The following is a 22,785-nucleotide window of genomic DNA, read 5'->3' as shown; positions in this document are numbered from 1 at the left end:
CTCAGCCCTCCCCGCGCCCGCGGATGGCGGCGGCGCGCGTGATCTCGACCGGCTTCCACTCGCCATTTTCAGGCAGATGAGCGTTCTCCCATCCGTAATCGGTCGCCCGCTGCCACCGCCCCTTGTTGCCTCGCTGAAGTTGCGGCGATCCCGGACGGTATGCCCGCCAGCGGTACGTACAGGTGGTCGTCGACCGAACGTCGATCATGACGTTTTGCGGAGCCTCGCTGATTGGTTTCCAGCCATCCACCACCACCTCCCCCACCGGCTGGGTAGCGCGGGCGGCGGAGAGGTGGGATTCGCGCTCGGCGGTGGAGAGCGCATCCCACAAGCCCGTCGGCCCGTCGTGCGCATCGAAGACGTCCTTGACGCCAGCGGCGGTGCCATGAACGGCCCAAGCGATCCGCTTGGCCGTCTCGGTCAGGCTGTCCTGCGCGGGCTGGGATGGGGCCCGGCGACCGGCGTCGATGCCCGCGGCCCTGGACAATTCCGCCAACTCGCGGTGTGCCTTCCCCAGCCTTTCGGAGCGCTCCGTCATCTGGAAAGGCTGAGTCGTCAGCATCGCCTGCATGGCCTGCACCGCTTCGTCCGCCGCTTCGATCAGGCGGGTCAGTTCTGGTGTCATCTGGCATTTCTCCTTGATAAATCGTTGTGATCACCCACGCTGGGCGATGGACAGCACGGTACGCGGGCGCCCGCCGGTCACGCGCTCCTGGGCCTCGGTGATCTGGCCGGACTGGGTCAACACGTCGATGATGTCGCGGCGGTCGCGGGAGTTGATGGCCTGCGTGCGCCGGGTCAACTCGTTCATCGGCAGCTTGCCGCCCGGCGCCTCGCGGATCAGCTTCAGCACGGTCTTGACCCGCCGCTCCTGCTCGTTCTCGGCGACGTTCTCCGACGCTCGGCGCACGACGTGGTCGATCAGCATGCTAGCCAGGTCCAGGCCCCACTGGGCGTCGATCTCCTCCACCGTGGCGCGGTACGGGTCGCGGCCGACGGCGTGGATGAAGGCCAGCTTCTTCGCCTGCTCGACGAACCGACCGTAGATCGAGGCCATGCCGCTGGCGGCGTGCTTCTTGCGGTTCTGCCATTCCCAGACCATCGCCTCGCGGAACATCAACTCCGCCGCCAGCGAAGCGGACACCGGCCGCATGCTCGGCGCGGTCTCGGCGTTCACGCCGGCCAGATTGCCGGCGTTCGGGTCACCACCGCGGTCGTAGACGGTGCGCAGCGCCGCGGCAATGCCGGGCGGGGTGGCGCCGGATTTCGGTTCGAACACCGGGTACGGGTAGTCCTCACGGCTCTCGAATACCGCGAATCGCGCGATGCTGCCGTCGGTCAAGGCGGCGGTGTTCAGCCCGCTCCAGACATGCGTCTCGGCGGTCACGCCGAACACCGTCAGGTGTGGGTGCTGGACGACCCGCGGGGCGGCAGCTTTCCGATCGGCGCGGTCCTTCTCCGAATACCGGCCGGCGGACTTGGTGTAGAGCTGGGTCCAGACGTTCACCACCTCGCGCATGTGCGGCGGGGCCTTGCTGTCCAGTGCGGCTTTCAGGAACATGCCGAACTCGTCGATCGCGTAGAGCGTCACCGGGTGGTCGACGATGCGCGAATTGACTGCCGCGCCGCTGGCCGGCGCCATGCCGCCCAGGCAGTGGTCCAGCTTGGCGTCGGCCAGGATCTGCTCCACCTGTCCGAGGACATGCCCCTTGCCGCTGCCCGACGGCGCGATGCCGAGCAGGTACAGATTGGCGCGGATGTTGTTGCTGAAGGTGTAGCGCCGGCCCATGGCGGTCCCCACAATCGCCAGGGCGGCGGCGAGCGCCAGCTCGGGCTGCGGGTAGATGGCCGAGGCCACGATGTGGTCGCGGATCTCGCGCAGCAGACCGAGCGGCTCGGGGAATGCGTTTCCGGCGGTCTCGATCAACACCGATCGGTTCGGCTCGTCCTCCACCTCGACGACCGGCTGGGCAGGGGGGATTGGATCCTCCATCTCCCAATCCTCATCCTCCAGCGGATCGGTGGCGCTCGTCGACGCCGACCTGTTGGCGCGGTTCAGCGCGTTCACGCGGATCGCGCCCAGATCAAAAATGTGGTCGAAGGTGTAGCCGTGGTCGCGCGCCATCAGGTACAGCGCCAGCGGCGAGCCGCCGCCCTGCAGGCTGCGGTACTTGCGGCGCGCGACATCGTCGTCATGCTTCTTCGACCGGGCCGACCACTCGACAAATGCGTCCTCGCCCGCATCGCCCACCGCGGCCTTCACCTTCGAGCCGACCGACAGCCACTCGTCGTACGGCAGGTCGCCGTTCGGGATGGCGTTGAGATAGTCCACCACCTCGTGCAGCGCGACCTCCGCCCCGCCGTCGGCGGCCAGCTGGCGCGTCCATTCGCGGGCAGCCATTTCCTCGCGCTCCGGCAGGCGCAGCGATACGGCGTCCACCTCGCCGCGGTAGACGCCCGAACGGCGGGGCAGCGGGTCGCGCACGCCCGGCCCCAGGATCGGCGCGGCGATGTAGTGGGGTTCGGCCGCGTTGTAGAGCGCGGCATCGATGTGATCCCGCTCGCGCGCCCAGGTGCGCAGCTGGACGTCGTTCAGCGGCCGGTCCAGCCAGAACCAGAGACGCGCGTTCAGCGTGTCGCCTTTGAAGCCCTGGCCGCTGGTGAACTGCCACCAGCAACTCGCCTCCTGGAACTCGTCGGGCAACCGGCCGCGCAGATATTCGATGGCGTCGTCCGGATCGCCGACCGGGTCGGTACCCGCGGGCATCGGCACCTTGTCCATGTCGATCGCCAGCCACCGGCGCGGCTGGGGCCGAAACGCCGCCGGTTGCATTGGTTTGCTGATGCTGGTGCGCCGCACCGGGAACTCCAAGCTCCACGCACCGCTGGCCGCCCCGCGGATTACGAAGGCCTTCGGGTTGGCGCTGTGCTGTTGCAGCAGCGCCGCCAGATCGTCGAAGCTGTTGACCGGCACCTCGCGGGCCATGAACCATGTTCCGGCATCATAGCCGTCGATCACCGTGCCGGTAGCGCCCGGCCCGAGCCGGATCCGCTTGGTGGCCCGATGATCTTCCGTGCATTCGAGGATGGTGACGGTGTCGGCGTGCGCCGGCACCGGCTGAAGAGCAGCCATGCTCAGCTCCTGGGGTGTTGGGGCGGCTTTTCGTCATCAACGTCATTTCGTCAAGCCGTGCTCTCCATCTACGCCAACGCCGACCTGCGCGCAAGTCCTTTATGGACTATTTTTCATCTCTTGGACGCCGAAGCGGCGACAAATCCCCGCAAGATATCAATTTCATAGAATGACAAAACAGACTATTTACACGCTCCGCGCAGCCTGACAGGTTGGATGGCGACCCACCGCACGATATTCGAGGAGCGCGCCATGTCGGCGACCAACCGCCTCACCCTGTCCAGTGAGCAGGAGGAGGCGCTCCGCATCATCCAGGAAACCATCGACGGCGCCATGGCCGTCAGCCGGCTCTACGGCGGAGCGGAAATCCTGCTGGAGGGATACGCAGGGACGGGCAAGACCACGACCGTGCAGGAACTGGTCCGCCGCAACGAGCGCATCCCGGTTGTTTTGACCGCCCCCACCAACAAGGCGGTCAAGGTGCTGGTGCAGAAGAACCGGGCCGCCGGTCTCGATACGCCCTGCATGACCATCTACAAGTTGCTGGGCGTGAAGCCCGGCAACAGCGACGAGAAGCGTTCGCTGAAGAAGGACGGGAAGGATTCCAGCCAGAACTTCCGGATCGTCATCATCGACGAGTGCAGCATGCTGAACTCCGAGCTGATGTCCTACATCCGCCGCATGCTGAACCGGCACATCGTCATCTATGTGGGCGATCCCAAGCAGCTTCCGCCGGTCGGCGAGGATCTGAGCGTGTCGTTCAACACCGAGCGCCGCGCTGTGCTGAGCACCATCATGCGGCAGCGCGACGAGAATCCGATCATCGCGCTGACCGCTGATATCCGCGGCATGATCGACACGGGCGTTATCGACTGGGACGCCTTCGCGCCGGCGACCGGCTCCGACGGCAGCGGCATCTACCGCGCCGACGGCAATCTGGATTCCTGGGTGCTGGATGGCTTTTTGAGCCAGACCTTCCGCGACGACAACGACGCCTTCCGGTATCTGGCCTGGACCAACAACACCGTGGCGGCGGTCAACAAGATGGTCCGCGCCGCGGTCTACGGCGAGAACGCCTCGCCGTTCGTCGAGGGCGAGCGCCTGCTGTTCCGCCGGCCCGTCCTGCAGTTCCAGGCCGGCAGGCTGGTGACCGTGTTCAGCACCGACGAGGAGGCGGTCGTCAAGCGGGTGGAATCCACCAACGGACCCCGCGGCGTGCCGGTGTGGGCGCTGGACATGGAGAACGACGAGGGCGTGCGCGGCGAGGTGCTGGTGGTCCGCGAGGACGGCCGGGATTTCTACAACACCCTGGAATACGACCTGAAGAACGCTGCTCGGGCAGACCGGTCCAAATGGCCTGACTACTTCATGTTCACCGAGCAATTTAGCGAGGTGCAGAGCGTCTACGCCATGACCGTTCACCGGTCGCAGGGCAGCACGTTCGGCACCGTGTTCGTGGACCTGATCGACATCTCGAAGAACCGCGGGCGACCGCAGGAGATGGCCAAGCTCCTGTACGTCGCCGCCAGCCGGCCGAGCCGGTTCCTGGTGATCTGACCCAATCCACTCTCTCGAACCCGCACCGGCGCAACGCGCCGAGGAGAACCGTCATGCAAATCACCACCAACGGCACCACCCGGACCATCCCGGACGACGAGCCGGTGTTTCTGATCCGTGGCCAGGACGCCGTCGGCGGGGCCGCTGTGCGGGCCTGGGCCGATCTCGCTTCGGCCGCCGGCGCCGACCCCGATATCCTGCGCTCCGCCCTCGACCACGCCGACAAGATGGATGCCTGGCCGAAGAAGAAGGTGGCCGATCTCCCCGCCACCAGCACCTTCTGCGGCTTCGCGGTTGCCGACGACGGCACCGTGCAGGGCGCCCTGCCCGACGATCTGACCGACGTTCGCCACAGCGGCCAGCTGAAGGCCGCCGGCTACGATGTCCACTGCGCCCGCCTGGATGAGGACGCCGATCCGGAAACTGCCGCCTGCTGGCGGCCGGTCCCACCCCGTGGCGACGGCTGGACGCTGGCCTGGAAGGCGCAGGACGAGGACGGCTGGAACACCGTGTGGTGGCGGCCGACGGCGCAGAAGCGGCTGGAGAAGCTGGCCACCATGGTGCTGGGCCTGGGGCTGGTCTGCACCGGCGGCAAGGTGGTCAAGGATTACGCCCGCGAGTGCCTGGGCATCACCACCGTCGCGACGGGAGGGTGAACCGTGGCAAAGCGCCAATGCCCCAACCGTTACGCCGGAGAGGGCGCCAACGGCGGATGCTATTTCGAAATCGAGCATGTCCGTGAGGGAATCGCCCATTTGGACGTCGGGCACTCCTGCGTCATCGTCCATCGAAAGGAAATCCCCGTAACGTGGCTGGCTGAGCTGGTCGCCATTGCCACTCTCCACAAGGACGGGATTGCCGGCTTTCTGCGGGACAATGGGTACGGTGGCGGGGGTGAGTGCAACAGCTACGCGCTGATGTGCGACCCACCTCCCCCGAGCGATAAGGAGCCGGCGTCATGAGCCAATCGCACCTCGTGTCCGCCGTTGAGGCGGCAGCCAATACGGCGTCAGGCTTCGTGCTGTCCTGGCTGGCCGGCATGGTGATCTACCCGCTCGTCGGCTGGTCAGTCAGTGCGGCGCAGAACACCGCGGTCGTGACCGCTTTCACCATCATCAGCGTCGTCCGCAGCTTCGTGTGGCGACGCGTCTTCAACCATATCTACCAGAAAGGGTCGCACACATAAATCAGGGTAACAAGGACATCATTTACCATGGCATCCACGTCGCCGTCGCCGAATGCCACGCCGCGTCGCGCGCGGCCGGCTGGTATACCAACCTGAAGACCGGCCAGCCGCTGAAGCGGAATGTGCCGGAGATGCTTTGCTTGATCCACAGCGAGATCAGCGAGGCCATGGAGGGTTATCGCAAGAACCTGCAGGACGACAAGCTGCCGCACCGGAAGATGGTGGGGGTGGAGCTGGCCGACGCCTTGATCCGTATCCTCGATCTGGCCGGTTATCTCGACACTCTCCCCGAATACGAGGGCCTCGATCTGGCCGGCGCCGTGCTGGAGAAGATGGCCTTCAACGCCAATCGGTCGGACCACAAGCCCGAGAACCGGGTTCTGGACGGCGGCAAGAAGTTTTGACCGCAAATAGTCCTATAAGGACTAAATAGGTATTGCGGCGCCGCCGCGTCGCTGGTACCTCGAAATCACAGAGCGGCGCACGATGAAGATGGCGCCAATCCAGAGAGCGGCATCTGTCGGGTCGGCCGGGCCCCGCCGCGGCACCGGTAACGAAACGAGGGAGGCCATCATGCCACCGGCCGGGGGAAAGCCCGGCACCTCCTCCAGCACCAAAGAAAGGACGGCAACGAATGACCAGTATGTGACGGCGGAAGCCGCAAGACCCCTCCCGCTGGCGTGCGGGCCGGAGCCAAGCCAGGACTTGGCGTGGAGTGTGAGTGGGCCACTCGGGCAATAGCCCAAACAACTGTCCACAGCTTCCGGAGGCAAAGACCGGACCCCAGCCCCGTAGACCGTCAAACCGGTCTCGGGGCTTCGGGAGTCAGAGGCCCAGCCTTTCCCCTTCAAATCCATGGAGACCGCGGTGCGCAAGATCGTCACCTATTCCATCGAATCCCTGACCGACGAGGCCATGACCGAAGCCGTCGGTGAGATCGCCACGCTGGTGGAAAAGCTCAACGCCACCGGCCGCGTTCGCATTGAAATCGAAGAGGAGCCGTCCGAGGACACGCTGCGCATCGGAAATGTCCGCCTTTCGCTGCGCGAGAAGCAGATGCTGCAACGCCTGCTGGTCGGCGACAGCAACAAGATGATCGCCGCCAACGTCGGCATCACCGAGGCCACGGTGAAGGTCCATTTGAAGAACCTGCTGCGCAAGATCGGCGCCTCGAACCGCACCCAGGCTGCCATCTGGGCGATGAACAATGGCGTCGAGAAGGCGGCTGCGTGATGTCCGGTCCGCCCGACGACTTCGGCGCCCAACTGGGTGCCATGTTGCCGGCGATGCGCCGCCGGGCGCGCAACCTGACACGCGACATTACCCGATCTGAGGATATGGTCGGTGACACCGTCCTGCGGGCCTGGAGCAGCCGCGAGCGCTTTGATGGGCAGAACCTGGGCGGATGGCTGAACCGGATCATGGTGAACCTGCATATCAACGACCGTCGACGTCGCAAGATGGTCCAGGAGATCGCGACCGAGGACGCGGCGTTCGACAAGTTGGTAGCGCCGGCCGCTCGCCAGGATATCGCGGTCGAGTTGAAGCAGGCGCTGTCGCTTATCGACCGGATCCCCGAGCCGTGGCGTCGACTGTTCATCGCAGCCAAGATTGATGGCGTCACCTACCAGGAACTCGCCGAGGCCGAAGGGCTTCCGATGGGAACCATCCAGTCGCGCATTCATCGCGCGACGGCCCGTCTCGAACGGGCGCTCGACGGTCGGTAACGACCGGCACTGCAATCCAGAGGAAAACATGGAAGCGATCCAGATTGAGGACGTTACGTCCTCGTTCAGGGAGTGCGTGCTGGCAGCGGCTCGTGCCGGCGCGGCCGAGGGCCTGTCGATGGAGACCATCAAGCGCACCGTGCACGAGGTCTGCGAAACGGCAATCGGGCTGAAAATTCCCGCCAAGCCGACCAACGGCCCGCTGGCGCGCATGCCGCTCCGCCAATTCGAGATCGGCTACGGTGCCGCGGCTGGGCTCAGCAACAAGGAGATCGCCAATCACCTGGAGATCTCCGAGGCGACGGTGAAGGTCCACATGAAGGCCGCCTTCAAGCTGCTGGATGTCGACAACCGCTCGTCCCTGGCCCGCATCTTCAACGATGCCGGCATGACGTTCGACCGCGATCGCGACCTGCTGGAGCGGTCCAGCATCACCGTCGCCGACCTGCGTGACGACGAACGCGACCTGATCAAGCTTCTGGCCGACGGCAAGACGGACGAGGAGATCGCCGCGATCCTGTCAACCAGCGTGCCCCGCACCAAGGGCCGCGTGCGCTGCCTGCTGGCCCGCCTCAACACCAACAACCGGACGTCGGCAGCCCGCTGGTGGTTCGCCGCGAACAAGGAATCCGACCGATGAGCAACAGCACACTGCGCAACGCCGCGCGCCTGTTCGACGCCGTCGCGACCGCCTCCGATCATACAGGCAACACCGACCTGCGCGACCGCGCCGCCCGGCGGGCGGCCGAGTGCCGCGGCGAGGCGCCCCCCGCCGGCAGCGCCTTCGAGGATCTGTTCCGCGACTTCTTCTCAAGTTCGCGGGGGCGGTAACCATGAGCGCCATCAAGATCACGATGAACGCGCAGGCCGTGCGCGAGATGGTCGAGCGGCATCCGGAAGCGCTGGTCGAGGTCGAGCGCAAAGTGCTGGAGCAGGCGGCCGAGGCCGTTACCCGCCGGGTGCTGGGCCGGGCCGCTGAGTTCATCGATGCCACCATCAGCAGCGAGGTCGGCAGCGAGGTCGGCGGGTTGATGCTTCCCAGCGGCAAGCTGCGGGAAGCGGTGCGGCCGGCCATCGCCGCCATCATCAAGGAAACCGATCTTCGCGAGATGATGCGCACCGCCGCGGCCGAGATCGCCAACACGGTGATCGACGCGCACTTCATGAAGCGTGCGGAAGACGCGGAGAAAGCCGCCGAAGCCAAAGGCAAGGAGGCGGCCAGGCAGACCATCCGCGACTTCCTCGACAACCTCCGCGGTGGCGGTGACGTTCGTGCCCGCCTGTCGGCCTGGGCCCGTGGGGAGTATCCGGCATGAGCAAGAAGAACGTCATCCGCGTCGGCGATAAGGTCCGGATCCTCGACCCGCGCCTGTTCATCCGCTGCGGTTACCCGCTTTGTCACAAGGACGTGATGGCCGACCTGGAGGAAAACCGCTCCGCCGACGTCCAGGCCGTAGCCGAAAAATTCGGCATCGCGGGGCAAGGCGTCGTCAGGGATCGTCTCGTGAGCGCTCTGGCTTACGGCATCTTGCGCTCGAAGCGCTTCGGTGGCTACGAGCGCAGCATCCACCTCACTGATCCGCGCGATCATTTGGGCGGTCTCGTTGCTACGGTGGCGGACAAGGCCGTTGTGGTGACCGGATCGTATTTCCCGCCGAGCGGCCACTGCGACGATTACGACCCCGGCGGGCTCGATGGCGCGAAGTCGCACGTCATCTTGACGCTCTACGCTTGGGATGACCACCACCCCGACCTCGACCGCATCCGCTCGTCGGATAGCCGGATCCGCATCCCCGCCTCGCATGTCGAAAAGGTGACGGAATGACCACCGACGAGCCAACCCTCTTCCCGCTGGACCCAGCGCCGCAGCCCAAGTTCGTCTACTCGCTGAACGGCTACAACTACGAGGCCGACTTCTTCGCCGACCGCCAGCAGGCTCTGGATGCCGCCGCCAAGTGCGCCCGCAGCAACGAGCGCCTGGATGCCGCGATCGCGTCGCTCACCGATGATGTTCGGTCGGCTGCCGAAACCGCCGTCGTCTACACGGCCATCGCCAACCACGCCCACGACCGCAACCACTACCCCAACATCGACACCGTGATCGGCCTAATGAGCGAGCACGCCATTCATGATGGCGGGGGCGAGTTCGCCGAGGGGTATCTGGTCGGCGTGACGGAGGAGGAGGCGCAGGAACTGGAGCGTGACCTGCACGCCACTCTGGATCGCTGGTTCGCGCGTCATCCGCGGCACAGCGCGACGTGGTTCCTGGCGTCGGAGGTGCAACGGCACGAGGTGCCGCTGGATGTGACGCTCGACCTGCTGGAGCGCCTGGTGCCGGGTCAGGCGTATCGCCGCATTGACGGCACCGAGGCCACCTACCAGCGCCACGCCGGCGACTGGGTCCACACCGACGGCGGCCCGCTACTGGTGACCAGCTTCCTGGCCGCGCTCGACCGCACGCAATTCGAGGAGACCGCTCCGTGATCACCGACACCATCGTCATCTATCACGGCGGCTGCGCCGATGGCTTCGGGGCAGCCTGGGCGGCTTGGGGAATGCTGGGCAACAGCGCCGAGTACGTCCCTGGCAAATACGGCGAGGACCCACCGGACGTGACCGGCAAGGACGTCTTCCTGCTCGACTTCAGCTACAAGCGACCGGCGCTGGAGGCGATGATTGCGGTCGCCGCCAGCGTGGTGGTGCTGGACCACCACAAGACCGCGCAGGCCGATTTGGAGCCGCTGCTGAAAAGCGGCGCCCTGGACGGCGAGTTCGACATGAACTGCAGCGGAGCGGCGATGGCGTACAAATACTTCTTCCCCACCGAATCCTTCTTCGGTCGCAAAACCCCCAGCCTGATCCGCCACATCCAGGACCGCGATTTGTGGCGGTTTGAACTCGATGGCACGCGGGAAATCCATGCCGCGCTGATAAGTCGGCCGTTCGATTTCCAGGTGTGGAACGAGTTCGCCTGGGACCTAGAAAATCCGTCGCGCCGCCCCCTGCTGATCGCCGAGGGCGCCGCCATCCTGCGGTCGCACGATAAGCTGCTGGGCGACCTGCTGGGGGCCAGCACGCGCGAGATGGTGATCGGCGGCGTGTCGGTGCCTGTGGCCAACCTGCCCTGGAGCATGGCATCGGACGGTGGCAACCGCCTGTCGGTCGGTCAGCCGTTCGCGGCGAGCTATTACGACGGCCAAGACGCGCGGCACTTCTCGCTCCGCTCCCAGGCCGACGGCGCCGACGTGTCGGAGATCGCCCGGCGCTACGACGGTGGCGGCCACGCGCGGGCAGCCGGGTTCCGCATGCCGCTGGGGTGGGAGGGCGACCGATGACCGACGAGCAATTCTGGGCGTTCGTCCGCACCGTTGCCGCGGCCGAGACCACCAAGGACAGGGATCCGCGCTCGCACGGCGACCTGTTTGCCGTCCTGCTCGAAAGGGCCGCGGCCGAAGGCGACATTTCGCTCGCCTATTCGATCCTGCGCACCTACAGCGGCATGGACGAGTATGGAGCCGTGTGGCCGGACGACTGGCTCGTCCTGCTGTGGGATGCCATTCGGCATGCTGGCGCGGCCGGTGAGGCGTCGAGCGCTGGATTCCTCGCCTTCGCCATCGCCGTTCAGCAGGGCGAGTGGTGGTCCGCCGTGTCCCCCGGCAACCTGCCGGCCATCCTGTTCGAAACCCCGGAACAGCCGATGCCAGAAGATGCCGTGCGCCTCCGCAAGCTCGTCGAGTGGGCGGCTGGCAAGATCGCCAATTCCGGCAAGGAGCTTGAAGTCTTCGTGCGGAACGGCGGCGCGATCGAAACCACGGCAAGCCACGGATACGGCTTCGACATGGGCGCCCGCCGCGTCAGAACGCACCATTCCGATGTCCTCCGCGCGGTTGCGCAGCGCTACCTGCCACCGGAATGGCGGTGGCAAGCTATCGAACCGGTCGGCGGCGAAACGCAGATAGTGATGGGCGAATACCGGCCGCCACGGATTGAGCGCATTATTCCGGGCGTGGGCAGCTTGATCGTGGCGGAAATCTCCAGGGGCAGGCGGACGGCACCGCTAGGTGGCAAGGATCTGGAAGCGGCCATCAACGCGATGCGCACCGGGCGCATCATCACGAAGGCCGAGATGGCTGCGTGGGGTGTGCGATGAGCGACTTCATCCGCTACCGACCGGATTCCGCTACCGCGTGCAGCAACCGGCCGGCTCGCGCCTTGCGGTGCGACAGCCTCCCCGTCCACACGGTAGCAACCCAGATGGTGGTCGAAGGGTTCGTCGAGATGTCCCGCGAGCAATACGATCTCGATGGCGGCAAGGCGGATTCCACCTTCTCCTTCGAGGTGGATCATGACGGGAAGACCTATCGGTTCGACGGCGTCCGGCCGGAGATCGAAGCCGACCGCGTGACGTTCCGGTTTCGGGGGCCGGCATGAGCCCGTGCGACGCATGCTCAAAGCCGGGGAAGTGCTGCCGCAGCTTCGTCCTGAACTTCCCCAGCCAGCCAACCATGACGCCGCTTGAGGCCCTGTCCATCATGGCCGCGCACTGGCTGCCGTTCATGCCGCTGATGCGATACCAGAATGGCGTCTTCCGCTTCTGGTGTCCGCTTCTCGGCACCGACGGACGGTGCACCGATTACGAAAGCCGGCCAGACACCTGCCGCGTGTTCCGGCCGGCCAGCGATCCGCTGTGCGTGATGTGGGAGGCGCTGCCGCAGATCGACGTCGGCATTCCAAAGGAGGCGGCAGCATGACGATCCGCTTCGTCCACGGCGACATCTTTCAGGCCAACGTCTCAGCCATCGTGAACACGGTCAACTGCGTCGGGGTGATGGGTGCTGGCGTGGCGCTGGGTGTCCGGCAGCGCTACCCGGAGGTCATGCCCGAATACATGGCGGCGTGCCGCAACGGGGCGCTCCAGCCTGGCAGTCTGCTCGCAACCGACACGATCGATGGCCCGATCGTCCTCAATGTCGCCACCAAGCGCCACTGGCGCGACCCGTCGCGGATCGAGTGGATCGAGACGGGTCTGGCCAATCTGACCGCCCATCTGGACGCGGACCTGCGCATCGCCAGCGTGGCGCTCCCACCTCTCGGATGCGGGAACGGCGGCCTGTCCTGGGCCGCGGTGCGCCCGCTGGTGATCCGTCACCTGGATCGCATCACGTCGGTGGACATCATTGTGTACGAGCCGCAGCCGGCCCGTCGCTGATCCGCCACTTCCATCCCCTATTCCCCAAGGAGACACCTCGCCATGGATGCGAGCGCTTTCGCGCGCCCGGAGCGGCGCCTCGTCGAGACGACCTTATTCACCGGCCACCAGAACGAGGCGCTGCTGCATGCGGCTCGGGACGCGCTGTGCGGCGCGGCGCTCCAGATCGGCTACACCCTGATCTCCTGCGATGACTGGGGCCTGTTGGAGCGTATCAACCGGGAGAACCTGGACAGCTGGCTGCCGATCATGCGCCGGCCGAACAGCGACGGCTGGTTCTGGGTCGGCGCGGCGGACGCCGACGGCCGGATTGTGGCCACCCAGGCCGGCGTGCTGATCGACTGCGGTCAGCGCAGCTTCGGCGACCGGCTGTCGGATCTCAGCTTCTTCTACGCCGATCCGGAGCGGGAGAAGGATGTCGGCGAGAGGTGCTTCTGCGCGAGCGACGCGGCGTTCAAGACGTTCGGTCAATTCTGTTACCTCACGGCCGGCTGGACGCATCCCGCTGCCCGCGGCAAGGGGCTGTTCCATCTTGTCGGCCGGGTGGTGCGTCTCCTGGCCATGGGCCGCTGGTCGCCGAACTGGTGGGGCGGCATGGTGGCGCCCGGCACCGTCCCGCAGTGGGCAGAAAAAAAGGCCGGGAGACGCTTTCTGGAGCATCGCCCGACCATTCTCTACCAGAATCCTCCGTGCGGGTTTGAATACCCGCCGCTGCACTTCATGCGGATCAGCCGATCTGCGCTCTTCCTGGACATGCAGGCCGTGATCGACGACGCCCGTCAAAGCTGAACGCAGGACAGAACCGCCCGCCGCCCCGTGCCGTCGCGCCAACCCACCAGGGCGTGCGTGTAGATGAGCGGAGCCGCCAAGCCGTCGAGAGCGATCCGGTTGAACACCGGCTCCCCGCTCTCGACGGCGTCTTCGTAGCTGGCGAACATCGCGTCGCCGAACTCGGTGCCGTCGGCGTCCGCCACGGCACGGCCGATCTGCTGTCGTGCCCAGGCGCGACCCATCACGGTCATGGTGGGCACGCCGATGAACTTGAAGCAGAGCGGGCCACCGGGTTCGGCAGCCAGCAGCACGCATTGGTTCACGAGGCCCTGGCGTTGCAGATATTCCACCACGCCTCGGCTCAGGGTGGGGTGGCGGCAGCACTCCGCCGCCACGTCCCGCATCCACTCGGCGGCCTCGCCGAGCGGCCGGCGCTCCAGGCTGGCCCGCACGATTCTTGGTGCGGGCGCGCTGCTGGTGATCGCAGGCAGGGTCAAAATAGTCATCACGCTTCCTTTCGTTTCAGGGCGGCGGCTGCCGCCTCGCACCCGGCGCGGAACCGCTCCGGGGTCACTCCGGCTGCCTGCGCACCGGCCTCGACGATGGCGGTCGGCACGTTGGGCAGGGCCAGTTCGTTGAATGCGGCCAGGCCGTCGCTGAACTCCTCGGCGATCGACTTGGCGGACTGGATCAGGCCCCACATCCGCTGGACAGCGAGGTCATGCTGCTCGCTGGGCGGCTGGTCGTACGACCGGTTAACCGCCACGTCCGGCCATAGGGCCTGAAGCTTGATCGCCACGTCGACGGGCGTTCTGGTGGGAAGCGCGAACAGCTTCGCCTCCAGTTCCGCGCGCTTGTCGTTGCGATCCTCCTCGACCGCCGCGTAGGGCTGGCCGCTGGCGACCGAATCCTCGTGGCAGCGCTCGTTTTCGATCAGGCCGCGTAACACCGCGGCCGGCGCTCTCGATTCCATAGCGTTTCCATTTTTGGGTTCTCGGATACCTAAATCGGTCCTCCGATGCACATATGAGTAACACCTTTTGGGTTACCAGAGCAAGCCTCAGGTGCTATGAATTACCGATATGGGTATCGGCAGTGGGATGTTGTCGGAGGGGATACGTGGCGCTGTATGGGGAGCAGGTGCGAGCGGCCCGCGCTCTGTTGAGGTGGACGCAGCAGGCGCTCGCGGACCGCGCAAGCGCGTTCGCGCCGGTGTCGGCCGAGACCATCAAGAAATGGGAATCCGTGGACGGCCCGATCCGCGGCATGACGGATAAAGCCGAGGCCGTAATGCGGGCGCTGACAGATGCCGGTATTGAGCTGCTGAACAGCGACCAGCCGGGCGCCAGGCGGGCAACAAAAAAGGCGACCTGACGGTCGCCTAAATCACCGCATCCTGGGCTGCCTTGCGCTCCGCCACCCGCCGGTACATGCCGGCGTCGAACTCCATGATGGCGGCGCGCTCCTCCTGGGCGTCCAGGCGGGCTAAAAAGGGATCGAGTGCTCAATCCAGGTCGTCACGATGATCTCGATCAGCCGCTCGAACTGCAACGGGTGGAACTGGATCAGGTCGACCTTGCCGGTCCCCTCGATGTAGGTGCCGGCCGCGCTGCGTGCCTCGTGGATGCCGCGCACGGACCAGTCCGCATCGAAGGGTGTGGTGGGGTAGATTCCCGCCACCGCCTTGCACAAGAAGGTGTCGAATTGCTCTTCGCTCAGCTCGTACAGATTGGTGCGGTCGATCGATTCCAGGTAGCCGCCGGCGGATTCGATCCCACGCCAGAGCATGTCCTTGGGGAGCTTCACGGCGGTGGTCATGCGGTCTCTCCAGCAACTGGCGGCTTGAGGATGGGGACCGGTTCGAGTGCGCGGTCCAGCGCGTCCTTGATGGTGTCGATTTGGCGCCGCAGCCGGCACACCTCCTCGTCGCGGTCGAGCCGCATTGTGAGCGCGCGCACCTTCTGGCGGATTTGGAAGTCATGCGCCGTCGGCGGCAAATCCAGCGTCGCGCACAGGTCAGCGCGGATCCCATTCATGGCCGCGACCTCCTGATCGGCCCGCTTGCGGGCGTCATCGACCGCCTCGCGGTAGGTTCGGTCAGCCGCCGACTGGGCGGAATCAGCACGCTCGTGCGCTCGCTCCAGCCGGCGGCGACAGCTCTGCTCGTCCTCCAAGAACTGAGCCACCTTCTCGCCCAGGCGTCTGCGGACGGACGCAACCGCGTGCCACGTCGCGAACGGATCGCCCTCGCGCGCGGCAGCCGCCCGATCACGGGGATCGTGACCGCCCAGGCGCTTCACGCCGTCCATCAGAAGCTTCTGCCACGCCTCCAACGGCAGGTTCTCGATCGGTCGGAGGGTGGGCGCCTTGAGCGTTCGCCAGCCATCCTCGCCCCGCACGATCAACCCGCAGCCGGCTGGCAGGTCCGCCTTGGTGATGAGGCCCGCCGGCACAGCGAACGTTACGGCCGCGGCATAGCGCAGATAACTCTGCCACTTGCCGCTAGTCACGTCGGACCGGAAGTCGGCAACGCTGATCTTGACCTCGTAGGCCAGCGGCGTGAACCGGCTGTAACTCTTCGGCACGCTGTAGACGTCCGGGCGCGGACTGCCGGCCGGGCCGAGCTGCATGTCGGTCCAGATCATGCGCTCCGGCGTCCGCAGGTGCTCGGCCAAGTCGTTGGCGAGATCGTCATGCTTCCAGGTCATGCTGCGTTTTCCTGATCGGCCAATCCCTCGTTCCAGCCGGCCCGACGGCAGATGGCGACAAAGAGATCCAGCTCGTCGCGATTCCAGCCGCCGGCGCTGTGGCGGCCGGTCAGGTCGCGACCATCGACCATGTGGGCCAAGGTGTCGTTGAAGGCCAAATCGACAGCATCCGCCGGGCATGCGGATAGCAGTCGGCGAATGAACTCGTCACCGGCCGCAGGACCGCGAAGCCAAGAGACGGTCCGCCACACCAACCCGACAAAGCCGGTAGGGCGCATAAGGTCACTCAAGTGCGCGGCCAGCACGATGCGCCTGCACGTCTCCACATCGGTGTTCTGCAGGTTCTCGCGCAGGCGGCGCAGGTCGGTTTTTGAGCGGTAATCGTAACCCATGGGGGCCTCCTTAAAATCTGTGGCCGGAGATCTCGACGTATTTCCCGACCGGCCGCACGGCGATCTCCGCCGGGACCGCGAGCGCGCTCACGCGCTCCAGCGCCTCGTCGACGTTGGCCGGGATCGGCTGGCCCGGCGCCCGGCGGCTCCACCATGTGCATGCCTTCTGCCGCGGGAAACCGGCGTGCTGGATGCAGACGTATTCCTTGTGCTGCACCATGCCGCATTGGTAGACGACGCAGAGGGAGGGCGTACCGCCGGCCTTGTCGTGGCGCCGGTAGAAGACCTTGTCGACCCGCAGCCAATTCGGATCGACCCGCTCGGTGCTGAGGATCGGCAGGGCGCTGGACCGGGCCTCGATCTTGATAACCGGCTCGGGGAAGACGAAGCCGCAGTCGGCGCATTCCCGGGCCGAGGCGTGGCAGATGCTCTCGCACTGCGGACACTCCTTGGTCGGCGCCTCGCCACCGTCGCCCTTCTTGCGGTCCACCACCTTGATCTGGTCGACCGGACCGAAGCGGCTCACCACCCCAGCGAAGTCCAGCACGAGGCAATCGGACTTGCCGTTGCGGATGGATTCGTGGATGTCGGCGCCCAGGCAGCGGGTGCCACGACCGCAAATTTGGATATAGAGACCGGCACTTTTCGTGGGCCGAAGTAACGCGATCAGGTCAACACTTTTGACGTTGAACCCAGTCGTCAGGGCGTTGATGCTCACCAGCGCCCGCAGCTTGCCGTGCCGAAACCGCTCGATGATGGCGTCGCGCTCGGTATTGGGCGTGTCGCCGAACACCGCCTCGGCCGCCACCCCGCGCTCACGCAGGGCGTCGAGGATGTGGCCGCAGTGCTTCTTACCAGCACCGAACAGCAGCCAGCTGCGCCGGTCCTGGCCGAATTGCACCACCTCGTTGACGGCCGACGCGGTGATCTCGTCGTGGTCGACGGCGGCTTCCAGCTGGCTCGCAATGAACTCGCCGCCACGCGTACCGACGCCGGTCACGTCCAGCCGGGTGGCTGTGGCCTTGCTGATGAGCGGGCACAGGTAGCCGGCCTCGATCAGATCCAGCATGGGCGTCTCGTGGGCGATGCCGTCGAACAGGGCGTTGTCGCCCGTGTGCAGCATGCCGGTGTCCATCCGGAACGGCGTGGCGGTCAGCCCGACGACCCGCAGGTGCTGGCCGTTGATAGCGCGCATGTCGCTGATGAACTTGCGATACATGGCAGATTCCTTGTTGGGAATCAGGTGCGCCTCGTCGACCAGGATCAGGTCGCACTTCTGGAGTTCGTAGGCCTTCTTGTGGACGGACTGGATGCTGCAGAATAGCACTTGGCTGGTCTTGTCGCGGGAGCGCAGGCCGGCGCTGTTGATACCGGCCGGGCAATGCGGCATGAGGCCCATCAACTCCTGGAAGTTCTGGCTGACCAACTCGCGGACATGGGTGGTGATGATGATGCGCTCGGTGGGCCATTGGGTGAGGATGTCCTCGACCAGCTTGGCGATCACCAAACTCTTGCCGCCGCCGGTCGGAATGACCACCAGCGGGTTGCCGTCGTTGTCGCCCATCCAGCCATAAAGGTCGTCGATGGCCTTCTGCTGGTATGGCCGCAGATTGAGCTTCATCGCATTGCTCGGGTATGTGCGAAAGGGGTCGGCGGCGCAACATCGTGCGCCAGCCGCAGATCGATGCTCGCCGCCGCGGCGGGAGCGGTCAAGTTCTCGCAGTCCTTTTTGGACTATTTCCGCGCATAGCTACTCCTCCATCTCCATCTCGCGCAGCCGGCGCATCAATGCCCGGCCGCTGGAAATCCGCTGCTCGATGGCGCCCGTCGTCAGGGACATCTCGGCCGCCACGTCGATGTAACTGCGCCCCTCGCCGGACACCTTCAGCAGGGCGAGCCGCTGCTCCAGCGACAGGTTGCCCTCCATCCGGCGGGCGGTATCCGCCATCTCGACGGCGCTCTCCTGGGTGGGGGCGACCGCCGGCAGGGCAATGTGGTTCGGGCGACGCGGTGCGTCACGGTCCGGATCCGGCTGCCCCTCCAGCGCGTCCAACGGGATGTGCTCCAGCTTGTTGGCGTGCAGCAGGCGGCTGTTGACGAACAGGTTGCGCATGATGACCCGCAGCCAGCCGCCCATGTTGGTGCCATCGAACAGGTCACGCCGCTCGATGGCCCGGGTCAGGGTGTCCTGCAGCAGGTCGTCGGCATCCGCCTTGTTGTGCGTCAGCTTCATCGCCTGGGCACGGAGCGAGGTCCGGCATTCCAGCATCTGCTCCTCGAAGGAGCGCTTTGGTTTACGTGCTCTTGCCATCCTGCGGCCCCTCATCCACCCAATAGGTTCCGTCGCGCAGCCGGTAGGAGATGAACGACGCATCGGGCGCCGCGTCGATCTGCTCGCCCGGCACCAGATTCGGATTGAAGCGGTGGTCCCCGCAGCCGGTATATTGGAAATCGAGCGGGATCTTGTCCTCGTGCCGCGCGCACCGCCACGAGCCCTCGCCGTCCTCGACAGCCTCCGCAAAGGCGCAGGTGCGGCAATTGCGCTGCGGCAGGCGGCTGCCGTGGCAGACCTCCGAGAAGTCGCAGAACCGGCACTTGAAGAACGACGGGTCGCTCGACACGCGCTCCGGCGGCACGTCGCTGAAGATCACCCGACGAGCCTTGGCGATGTGGCGCATGGCCTCAGCCGGATCCGCCTCCGTGCGAACCGAAACGGTGCCCCGGCCGCCCGGCGATGCGCATGTCAGATAGTGCCGGTCGAATCCGGTGTAGTGCATATAGAGCACGGCCTGGACATAGTAATTGAAATCCCAGGCACGGAGCGCGTTCTTCTCGCCGAGATCAGCCTTCAGCTTCTCCAGCTTCTTCTGCTTATCTTCGTTCGTACACTTCCCTTCCCAGACGTGCCATGTCCTGGGAGCCTGCAAGATACCGATGATCTTGCCGTCGCAGAAGCCGCGGAAGTGTCCGCCGTGATCCTTGAATTCGAATTGCCGGCCGGTCTCTGGATCGACCGTCAGCAGCGTCACGCCCTGCACCAAGCGCAGGCGTTCGGCCATCAAATCCTCGGTACGGTGCCCATCGTCGAAGCGCTTGATGCTGGGTGCGTCGAAGAAGACGGGCGACACCCACCGGATCTGATAGAAGGGCTTGCGGGCGCATTCGTCGCCGATCACGCCCATGCCGAGACGCGGACCAGGCTTACGGTTGCCCTTCACCTCCAGCGCCCGGTCAGCAGCTTCGAGGGTGGGGTCTGGAATGGAGCGGGGGAGAGGGGCCATTATGCGACCTCCTTCGAGAAAAGCGTCATGCGGCGCTCGATATCGGCGACGAACTCGGCTTCGCGCTCGATGCCGACGGCGTTGAATCCCTCTTCCAGGGCGGCCTGGAGGGTCGAGCCGCTGCCAGCGAACGGGTCCAGCACCGTGCCACCGGGCGGCGTCGCGAGACGGCACAGGTAGCGCATCAGGGCGATCGGCTTGACCGTGGGGTGCTTCGATCCGGCGCGGTCAGCCTTGTTGGCCTTGGCGCAGTAGAAGAAGCGTGAGGCGCTGCCGGAATCGCCATAGCAGACCATCGGCGTTCCTTCGGGCCGGCTCTCCGCCCCATAAGCCGCTCCGCGGTTCCCCTCATTGTCGCCCGCAGAGGTGCGCTTGATGGCCCCGGTCCCGCTCGTCTTGGTGCCGAAGGCGGCGAAAGCTCCCTCCACCTCATCCGACCCATCGTGGATCACGTTGGCGGGCCAGCGGCCGAGCGCTTCCGCCTTTTGAACGTTCGCCTGAACACGCTGGGCGTGCGCTTCGCGAGATTGTCCATCCTCCATCCAGGGTCGCACCCAGCCATCGTTGCCTTTCTGGTCGGCGGTGGTTTGTTTCTCCGCTCCGCCACCCAGCTTGTCAGTCGTGGCGATGCGACATGCGTCAATGTTCAGCGCGCCGCACCCGTGGGCCAGCACGTTCCCCGCGACGGTTCCGATCAGCGGCTTGCGCGCAACGATGATCGGCTCGAAGGCCGGCTTGAGGGCGGTTCCCCACCCCTCCCATTGGCGCGCCGCCTCGGTGGCAGCCGCGGTAACCGTGTGGGTGTAGGTGCGGTCGCCCAGCTTCTCCCAGGAACCATCCTTGTTCTGGTCCGCGCCCGGACGCAGGCGTCGGACAGTCGGACCCTCGGCCACCACCTCGCGTTCAGCGCCGGCCATCTTGTCGATCGCCTTGGACACGTCGAGCGATTTCGGGAATCCGGAACCATACAGCCACATGACCGTATCGCGGATCTCGAATCCGGCGTCCTCGATGGCGCAGGCAATGCGATGGAAGGTTCGGGTGCCGCCGAAAGCCAGCAGGTGGGCGCCGGGCTTCAGGCGGTCGTAAACGGCTCGCCACGTCTCAGGATCGAAGGCAACGCCACGCTTGTCCCATTCCTTGCCCATAAAGCCCAGCTCGTAGGGCGGGTCGGTCACGCAGGAATCGAACATGGCCTTGCGCAGCTTCCAGCGCAGCGTGCTGCGGCAGTCGCCATGGTGGAGTTCATGCCACGCCGTCATAACCGCACCGGCATGATGACCTGGCGCAGCGACATCTCGCCCTCGCCCTGCAGCAGGAGCGGGTTGACGTGGTCGCTGTAGCTGATGACTGTCACCTCGGCGTCGGAGGCGGCCAGCAGCGTGCGCAGGTAGGCCGCGTTCACCACGATCTCGAAATGGCTCGTGGATACGGTCGGGATGGCGGTATAGGCGTGACCGCCTTCTTCGCCCTTCGTCATGACGCCCAGGCGGGTACCGTCGAAGCGCAGCAGAACGTGCCGGTGCTTGCCCTCGCACATGGCGGCGACCCGCCGGAGGCCAGACAGCAGATCACGGCGGCCGACCTTCGCGTTGCCGGTGAAATTGCTCGGCACCACGCGCTCGTAATCGGGGAAGGCGCCGTCAATGAACTTGCTGATCAGATCGGTGCCGTCGGCCAGCCGGAAGCGCGCGTTGGTGCCGTTGGGGTCGATCGACACCTTGACGTCACCAGCCGGCGACGGACCCAGCATGCGCAGCAGGATGCCGGCCGACTTGCGCGGCAGGATGTAGCCGGCGCCGGCCCGGGCCGGGAATGCTTCACTCGCCGCGGGCGGCAGCGGGGCGTCCTGTTGGCTCAGCTTGTGCCCGTCCGTCGCGACGCCGCTCAGCACCCGCGCGCCGTCACTCGTCACCCGCGTATGCAGGTAAACGCCGTTGAGGTAGTGGCGCCCCGGCTCCGTACTGACGGCGGTCAACGTGCTGGCCAGGATCCCCCGCAGGTCGCCCGCCGGCATGGAGAAGGTCCGCGCCGTCGGGAAGTCGGCGGACACGATAGGGGTGTCTTCCGGCGGAAAGCCGGCAAAGCGTCCATTGGTCTCGCCGGCCGTGAACTCCAGATCCGCGCCCTTGCCGGTCAGCACGATGACCTCGGTGTCGAGCGCCGCCAGCATGCGCGACAGTCGGCCCGCCGGCACCGCCACGTCCAGATCGCCGCCACCCTGGACCGGCGCGCGGGTGGTGATGCGGATATCCATGTCGGTGGCGGTGATGGCGAGCCGATCGTCATCCATGCGCAGCCGCACGCAGCCCAGGATCGGGATGGTGCTGCGCCGCTCCGTCACCGCCGAGGCGGCGCGAACAGCCGACCGCAGCGCGGCGGTTTCAATGACGGCACTCATGCCCGCACCTGGCCGCGCGCCGCGGCCTCGACCTCAGCCCACTCGTCGGCGTCGTAGTCCTTCTTCACCTCGGCGATGATGGCGCGCAGCACGGCGCCGTCCGGCACGCTGGCGCGTGCCTCTTCGAGCTTCAGGCGGGCGACCTCGGCACGCCGATGCAGCTTGGCGTCGGTCGAGCGGCGCAGCCAGTCCGGGTCCAGCTTGCCTTCGGTCTCGCGGCTGCGGATCTGGGCGTCGATCCGGTCGACCTCAATCGTCAGGATTTCGATGTTGTAGCGGATCTCGGCGCCGGTGACCGGGTTCTCGATCAGCGGATTGAGCGGACGCCGCGGGCGGTTCGGCGTGGCGTCGGTCACGGCGATGGTGGTTTCCGGGTCGTTCATCGTGGTCTCGCGCGTTCACAGAAGGGAGGGGGGGCGA

Annotated in this window: 30 protein-coding genes and 1 pseudogene; 18 read left to right on the top strand and 13 right to left on the bottom strand. The window is 66.0% G+C overall.

Going from position 1 to position 22,785, the window contains the following annotated elements:
• Window position 1: 1 nt before the first annotated feature.
• Together ABMY26_RS07160 and ABMY26_RS07155 are read right to left on the bottom strand one after the other, a co-directional pair.
• Complete coding sequence (locus ABMY26_RS07160; protein ID WP_372395237.1) at window positions 2-625, bottom strand: hypothetical protein; 624 nt, start codon at window positions 623-625, stop codon at window positions 2-4.
• A 30-nt stretch (window positions 626-655) separates the two neighbouring features.
• Complete coding sequence (locus tag ABMY26_RS07155) at window positions 656-3,133, bottom strand: PriCT-2 domain-containing protein (protein ID WP_372395236.1); 2,478 nt, start codon at window positions 3,131-3,133, stop codon at window positions 656-658.
• Between the two features lie 252 nt (window positions 3,134-3,385).
• Between ABMY26_RS07155 and ABMY26_RS07150 the strand changes: the two genes are divergently transcribed.
• The 17 genes and pseudogenes from ABMY26_RS07150 to ABMY26_RS07070 all read left to right on the top strand — a co-directional run bounded on the left by ABMY26_RS07150 (window position 3,386) and on the right by ABMY26_RS07070 (window position 13,601).
• Entirely contained in the window at window positions 3,386-4,690 is a 1,305-nt protein-coding gene (locus ABMY26_RS07150; protein ID WP_372395235.1) for an ATP-dependent RecD-like DNA helicase, read from the top strand.
• A 53-nt stretch (window positions 4,691-4,743) separates the two neighbouring features.
• The gene (locus ABMY26_RS07145; RefSeq protein ID WP_372395234.1) at window positions 4,744-5,346 is read left to right on the top strand and encodes a hypothetical protein; all 603 of its coding nucleotides are present in this window, start codon (window positions 4,744-4,746) and stop codon (window positions 5,344-5,346) included.
• A gap of 302 nt (window positions 5,347-5,648) precedes the next feature.
• Window positions 5,649-5,876 (top strand): hypothetical protein, encoded by a 228-nt coding sequence (locus tag ABMY26_RS07140; RefSeq protein ID WP_372395233.1) that lies wholly within the window; start codon window positions 5,649-5,651, stop codon window positions 5,874-5,876.
• 20 nt (window positions 5,877-5,896) lie between these two features.
• Window positions 5,897-6,280 carry a hypothetical protein gene (locus ABMY26_RS07135; RefSeq protein ID WP_372395316.1) on the top strand — a complete coding sequence of 128 codons (384 nt, stop codon included), beginning with the start codon at window positions 5,897-5,899 and terminating at the stop codon, window positions 6,278-6,280.
• Between the two features lie 631 nt (window positions 6,281-6,911).
• Window positions 6,912-7,109 (top strand): annotated as a pseudogene (locus ABMY26_RS07130) (response regulator transcription factor); the annotation flags it as partial.
• A complete protein-coding gene (locus tag ABMY26_RS07125; protein ID WP_372395232.1) occupies window positions 7,109-7,603 on the top strand; it encodes an RNA polymerase sigma factor in 495 nt (164 codons plus the stop codon). The pseudogene ABMY26_RS07130 and the gene ABMY26_RS07125, both read left to right, overlap by 1 nt.
• Window positions 7,604-7,679: 76 nt before the next feature.
• Window positions 7,680-8,243 carry a LuxR C-terminal-related transcriptional regulator gene (locus ABMY26_RS07120; protein ID WP_372395231.1) on the top strand — a complete coding sequence of 188 codons (564 nt, stop codon included), beginning with the start codon at window positions 7,680-7,682 and terminating at the stop codon, window positions 8,241-8,243.
• Entirely contained in the window at window positions 8,240-8,434 is a 195-nt protein-coding gene (locus tag ABMY26_RS07115; RefSeq protein WP_372395230.1) for a hypothetical protein, read from the top strand. The genes ABMY26_RS07120 and ABMY26_RS07115 overlap by 4 nt, the downstream gene beginning before the upstream one ends.
• Window positions 8,435-8,436: 2 nt before the next feature.
• Complete coding sequence (locus ABMY26_RS07110) at window positions 8,437-8,919, top strand: hypothetical protein (protein ID WP_372395229.1); 483 nt, start codon at window positions 8,437-8,439, stop codon at window positions 8,917-8,919.
• Window positions 8,916-9,428 carry a hypothetical protein gene (locus ABMY26_RS07105; RefSeq protein ID WP_372395228.1) on the top strand — a complete coding sequence of 171 codons (513 nt, stop codon included), beginning with the start codon at window positions 8,916-8,918 and terminating at the stop codon, window positions 9,426-9,428. The genes ABMY26_RS07110 and ABMY26_RS07105 overlap by 4 nt, the downstream gene beginning before the upstream one ends.
• Window positions 9,425-10,087 (top strand): hypothetical protein, encoded by a 663-nt coding sequence (locus ABMY26_RS07100; protein WP_372395227.1) that lies wholly within the window; start codon window positions 9,425-9,427, stop codon window positions 10,085-10,087. The genes ABMY26_RS07105 and ABMY26_RS07100 overlap by 4 nt, the downstream gene beginning before the upstream one ends.
• Window positions 10,084-10,938 carry a phosphohydrolase gene (locus ABMY26_RS07095; protein WP_372395226.1) on the top strand — a complete coding sequence of 285 codons (855 nt, stop codon included), beginning with the start codon at window positions 10,084-10,086 and terminating at the stop codon, window positions 10,936-10,938. Before ABMY26_RS07100 ends, ABMY26_RS07095 begins: the two co-directional genes overlap by 4 nt.
• Entirely contained in the window at window positions 10,935-11,753 is an 819-nt protein-coding gene (locus ABMY26_RS07090) for a hypothetical protein (protein WP_372395225.1), read from the top strand. The genes ABMY26_RS07095 and ABMY26_RS07090 overlap by 4 nt, the downstream gene beginning before the upstream one ends.
• Entirely contained in the window at window positions 11,750-12,034 is a 285-nt protein-coding gene (locus ABMY26_RS07085) for a hypothetical protein (RefSeq protein WP_372395224.1), read from the top strand. The genes ABMY26_RS07090 and ABMY26_RS07085 overlap by 4 nt, the downstream gene beginning before the upstream one ends.
• Window positions 12,031-12,354, top strand: a complete 324-nt coding sequence (locus ABMY26_RS07080) for a YkgJ family cysteine cluster protein (RefSeq protein ID WP_372395223.1) — start codon at window positions 12,031-12,033, stop codon at window positions 12,352-12,354. Before ABMY26_RS07085 ends, ABMY26_RS07080 begins: the two co-directional genes overlap by 4 nt.
• Window positions 12,351-12,812: a macro domain-containing protein gene (locus ABMY26_RS07075; RefSeq protein WP_372395222.1), complete on the top strand. Its 462-nt coding sequence runs from the start codon at window positions 12,351-12,353 to the stop codon at window positions 12,810-12,812. Before ABMY26_RS07080 ends, ABMY26_RS07075 begins: the two co-directional genes overlap by 4 nt.
• 42 nt (window positions 12,813-12,854) lie before the next feature.
• The gene (locus ABMY26_RS07070) at window positions 12,855-13,601 is read left to right on the top strand and encodes a hypothetical protein (RefSeq protein WP_372395221.1); all 747 of its coding nucleotides are present in this window, start codon (window positions 12,855-12,857) and stop codon (window positions 13,599-13,601) included.
• Here ABMY26_RS07070 and ABMY26_RS07065 read toward each other — a convergent pair.
• Both ABMY26_RS07065 and ABMY26_RS07060 read right to left on the bottom strand, forming a co-directional pair.
• Window positions 13,592-14,089 (bottom strand): hypothetical protein, encoded by a 498-nt coding sequence (locus ABMY26_RS07065; protein ID WP_372395220.1) that lies wholly within the window; start codon window positions 14,087-14,089, stop codon window positions 13,592-13,594. The genes ABMY26_RS07070 and ABMY26_RS07065 overlap by 10 nt on opposite strands.
• A complete protein-coding gene (locus ABMY26_RS07060) occupies window positions 14,089-14,556 on the bottom strand; it encodes a hypothetical protein (protein ID WP_372395219.1) in 468 nt (155 codons plus the stop codon). Before ABMY26_RS07060 ends, ABMY26_RS07065 begins: the two co-directional genes overlap by 1 nt.
• Window positions 14,557-14,702: 146 nt before the next feature.
• Here ABMY26_RS07060 and ABMY26_RS07055 point away from each other — a divergent pair, with 146 nt between their 5' ends.
• Entirely contained in the window at window positions 14,703-14,957 is a 255-nt protein-coding gene (locus ABMY26_RS07055; protein ID WP_372395218.1) for a multiprotein-bridging factor 1 family protein, read from the top strand.
• 111 nt (window positions 14,958-15,068) lie between these two features.
• On the opposite strand, the gene ABMY26_RS07050 is transcribed toward ABMY26_RS07055, so the two are convergent.
• From ABMY26_RS07050 to ABMY26_RS07010, 9 genes are all read right to left on the bottom strand, one after another.
• Window positions 15,069-15,401: a hypothetical protein gene (locus ABMY26_RS07050; RefSeq protein ID WP_372395217.1), complete on the bottom strand. Its 333-nt coding sequence runs from the start codon at window positions 15,399-15,401 to the stop codon at window positions 15,069-15,071.
• The gene (locus ABMY26_RS07045) at window positions 15,398-16,291 is read right to left on the bottom strand and encodes an MmcB family DNA repair protein (RefSeq protein ID WP_372395216.1); all 894 of its coding nucleotides are present in this window, start codon (window positions 16,289-16,291) and stop codon (window positions 15,398-15,400) included. Before ABMY26_RS07045 ends, ABMY26_RS07050 begins: the two co-directional genes overlap by 4 nt.
• On the bottom strand, window positions 16,288-16,683 hold the full coding sequence (locus tag ABMY26_RS07040; protein WP_372395215.1) for a hypothetical protein: 396 nt from the start codon (window positions 16,681-16,683) through the stop codon (window positions 16,288-16,290). The genes ABMY26_RS07045 and ABMY26_RS07040 overlap by 4 nt, the downstream gene beginning before the upstream one ends.
• Window positions 16,684-16,693: 10 nt before the next feature.
• Window positions 16,694-18,304: a DEAD/DEAH box helicase family protein gene (locus ABMY26_RS07035; RefSeq protein WP_372395214.1), complete on the bottom strand. Its 1,611-nt coding sequence runs from the start codon at window positions 18,302-18,304 to the stop codon at window positions 16,694-16,696.
• 129 nt (window positions 18,305-18,433) lie between these two features.
• Entirely contained in the window at window positions 18,434-18,994 is a 561-nt protein-coding gene (locus ABMY26_RS07030) for an RNA polymerase sigma factor (RefSeq protein ID WP_372395213.1), read from the bottom strand.
• On the bottom strand, window positions 18,978-19,964 hold the full coding sequence (locus tag ABMY26_RS07025; protein ID WP_372395212.1) for a hypothetical protein: 987 nt from the start codon (window positions 19,962-19,964) through the stop codon (window positions 18,978-18,980). The genes ABMY26_RS07030 and ABMY26_RS07025 overlap by 17 nt, the downstream gene beginning before the upstream one ends.
• On the bottom strand, window positions 19,964-21,226 hold the full coding sequence (locus ABMY26_RS07020) for a DNA methyltransferase (RefSeq protein ID WP_372395211.1): 1,263 nt from the start codon (window positions 21,224-21,226) through the stop codon (window positions 19,964-19,966). The genes ABMY26_RS07025 and ABMY26_RS07020 overlap by 1 nt, the downstream gene beginning before the upstream one ends.
• On the bottom strand, window positions 21,223-22,365 hold the full coding sequence (dnaN, locus tag ABMY26_RS07015) for a DNA polymerase III subunit beta (RefSeq protein ID WP_372395210.1): 1,143 nt from the start codon (window positions 22,363-22,365) through the stop codon (window positions 21,223-21,225). Before dnaN ends, ABMY26_RS07020 begins: the two co-directional genes overlap by 4 nt.
• The gene (locus ABMY26_RS07010) at window positions 22,362-22,748 is read right to left on the bottom strand and encodes a hypothetical protein (protein ID WP_372395209.1); all 387 of its coding nucleotides are present in this window, start codon (window positions 22,746-22,748) and stop codon (window positions 22,362-22,364) included. The genes dnaN and ABMY26_RS07010 overlap by 4 nt, the downstream gene beginning before the upstream one ends.
• Between the last annotated feature and the right edge of the window lie 37 nt (window positions 22,749-22,785).

This window comes from Azospirillum sp. HJ39 (assembly GCF_041507355.1).
Taxonomy (GTDB): Bacteria; Pseudomonadota; Alphaproteobacteria; order Azospirillales; family Azospirillaceae; genus Azospirillum; species Azospirillum thiophilum.
The sequence above is the reverse complement of the archived record's forward strand: the minus strand, read 5'-3'. Positions and strand labels throughout refer to the sequence as shown.

Bases quoted from the DNA above. Each gene is read 5' to 3' on its own strand.
- ABMY26_RS07160 (WP_372395237.1), bottom strand. From the start codon at position 625: ATGACACCAGAACTGACCCGCCTGATCGAAGCGGCGGACGAAGCGGTG.
- ABMY26_RS07155 (WP_372395236.1), bottom strand. From the start codon at position 3,133: ATGGCTGCTCTTCAGCCGGTGCCGGCGCACGCCGACACCGTCACCATC.
- ABMY26_RS07150 (WP_372395235.1), top strand. From the start codon at position 3,386: ATGTCGGCGACCAACCGCCTCACCCTGTCCAGTGAGCAGGAGGAGGCG.
- ABMY26_RS07145 (WP_372395234.1), top strand. From the start codon at position 4,744: ATGCAAATCACCACCAACGGCACCACCCGGACCATCCCGGACGACGAG.
- ABMY26_RS07140 (WP_372395233.1), top strand. From the start codon at position 5,649: ATGAGCCAATCGCACCTCGTGTCCGCCGTTGAGGCGGCAGCCAATACG.
- ABMY26_RS07125 (WP_372395232.1), top strand. From the start codon at position 7,109: ATGTCCGGTCCGCCCGACGACTTCGGCGCCCAACTGGGTGCCATGTTG.
- ABMY26_RS07115 (WP_372395230.1), top strand. From the start codon at position 8,240: ATGAGCAACAGCACACTGCGCAACGCCGCGCGCCTGTTCGACGCCGTC.
- ABMY26_RS07110 (WP_372395229.1), top strand. From the start codon at position 8,437: ATGAGCGCCATCAAGATCACGATGAACGCGCAGGCCGTGCGCGAGATG.
- ABMY26_RS07105 (WP_372395228.1), top strand. From the start codon at position 8,916: ATGAGCAAGAAGAACGTCATCCGCGTCGGCGATAAGGTCCGGATCCTC.
- ABMY26_RS07100 (WP_372395227.1), top strand. From the start codon at position 9,425: ATGACCACCGACGAGCCAACCCTCTTCCCGCTGGACCCAGCGCCGCAG.
- ABMY26_RS07090 (WP_372395225.1), top strand. From the start codon at position 10,935: ATGACCGACGAGCAATTCTGGGCGTTCGTCCGCACCGTTGCCGCGGCC.
- ABMY26_RS07085 (WP_372395224.1), top strand. From the start codon at position 11,750: ATGAGCGACTTCATCCGCTACCGACCGGATTCCGCTACCGCGTGCAGC.
- ABMY26_RS07080 (WP_372395223.1), top strand. From the start codon at position 12,031: ATGAGCCCGTGCGACGCATGCTCAAAGCCGGGGAAGTGCTGCCGCAGC.
- ABMY26_RS07075 (WP_372395222.1), top strand. From the start codon at position 12,351: ATGACGATCCGCTTCGTCCACGGCGACATCTTTCAGGCCAACGTCTCA.
- ABMY26_RS07070 (WP_372395221.1), top strand. From the start codon at position 12,855: ATGGATGCGAGCGCTTTCGCGCGCCCGGAGCGGCGCCTCGTCGAGACG.
- ABMY26_RS07065 (WP_372395220.1), bottom strand. From the start codon at position 14,089: ATGACTATTTTGACCCTGCCTGCGATCACCAGCAGCGCGCCCGCACCA.
- ABMY26_RS07060 (WP_372395219.1), bottom strand. From the start codon at position 14,556: ATGGAATCGAGAGCGCCGGCCGCGGTGTTACGCGGCCTGATCGAAAAC.
- ABMY26_RS07050 (WP_372395217.1), bottom strand. From the start codon at position 15,401: ATGACCACCGCCGTGAAGCTCCCCAAGGACATGCTCTGGCGTGGGATC.
- ABMY26_RS07045 (WP_372395216.1), bottom strand. From the start codon at position 16,291: ATGACCTGGAAGCATGACGATCTCGCCAACGACTTGGCCGAGCACCTG.
- ABMY26_RS07040 (WP_372395215.1), bottom strand. From the start codon at position 16,683: ATGGGTTACGATTACCGCTCAAAAACCGACCTGCGCCGCCTGCGCGAG.
- ABMY26_RS07035 (WP_372395214.1), bottom strand. From the start codon at position 18,304: ATGAAGCTCAATCTGCGGCCATACCAGCAGAAGGCCATCGACGACCTT.
- ABMY26_RS07030 (WP_372395213.1), bottom strand. From the start codon at position 18,994: ATGGCAAGAGCACGTAAACCAAAGCGCTCCTTCGAGGAGCAGATGCTG.
- ABMY26_RS07025 (WP_372395212.1), bottom strand. From the start codon at position 19,964: ATGGCCCCTCTCCCCCGCTCCATTCCAGACCCCACCCTCGAAGCTGCT.
- ABMY26_RS07020 (WP_372395211.1), bottom strand. From the start codon at position 21,226: ATGACGGCGTGGCATGAACTCCACCATGGCGACTGCCGCAGCACGCTG.
- dnaN (WP_372395210.1), bottom strand. From the start codon at position 22,365: ATGAGTGCCGTCATTGAAACCGCCGCGCTGCGGTCGGCTGTTCGCGCC.
- ABMY26_RS07010 (WP_372395209.1), bottom strand. From the start codon at position 22,748: ATGAACGACCCGGAAACCACCATCGCCGTGACCGACGCCACGCCGAAC.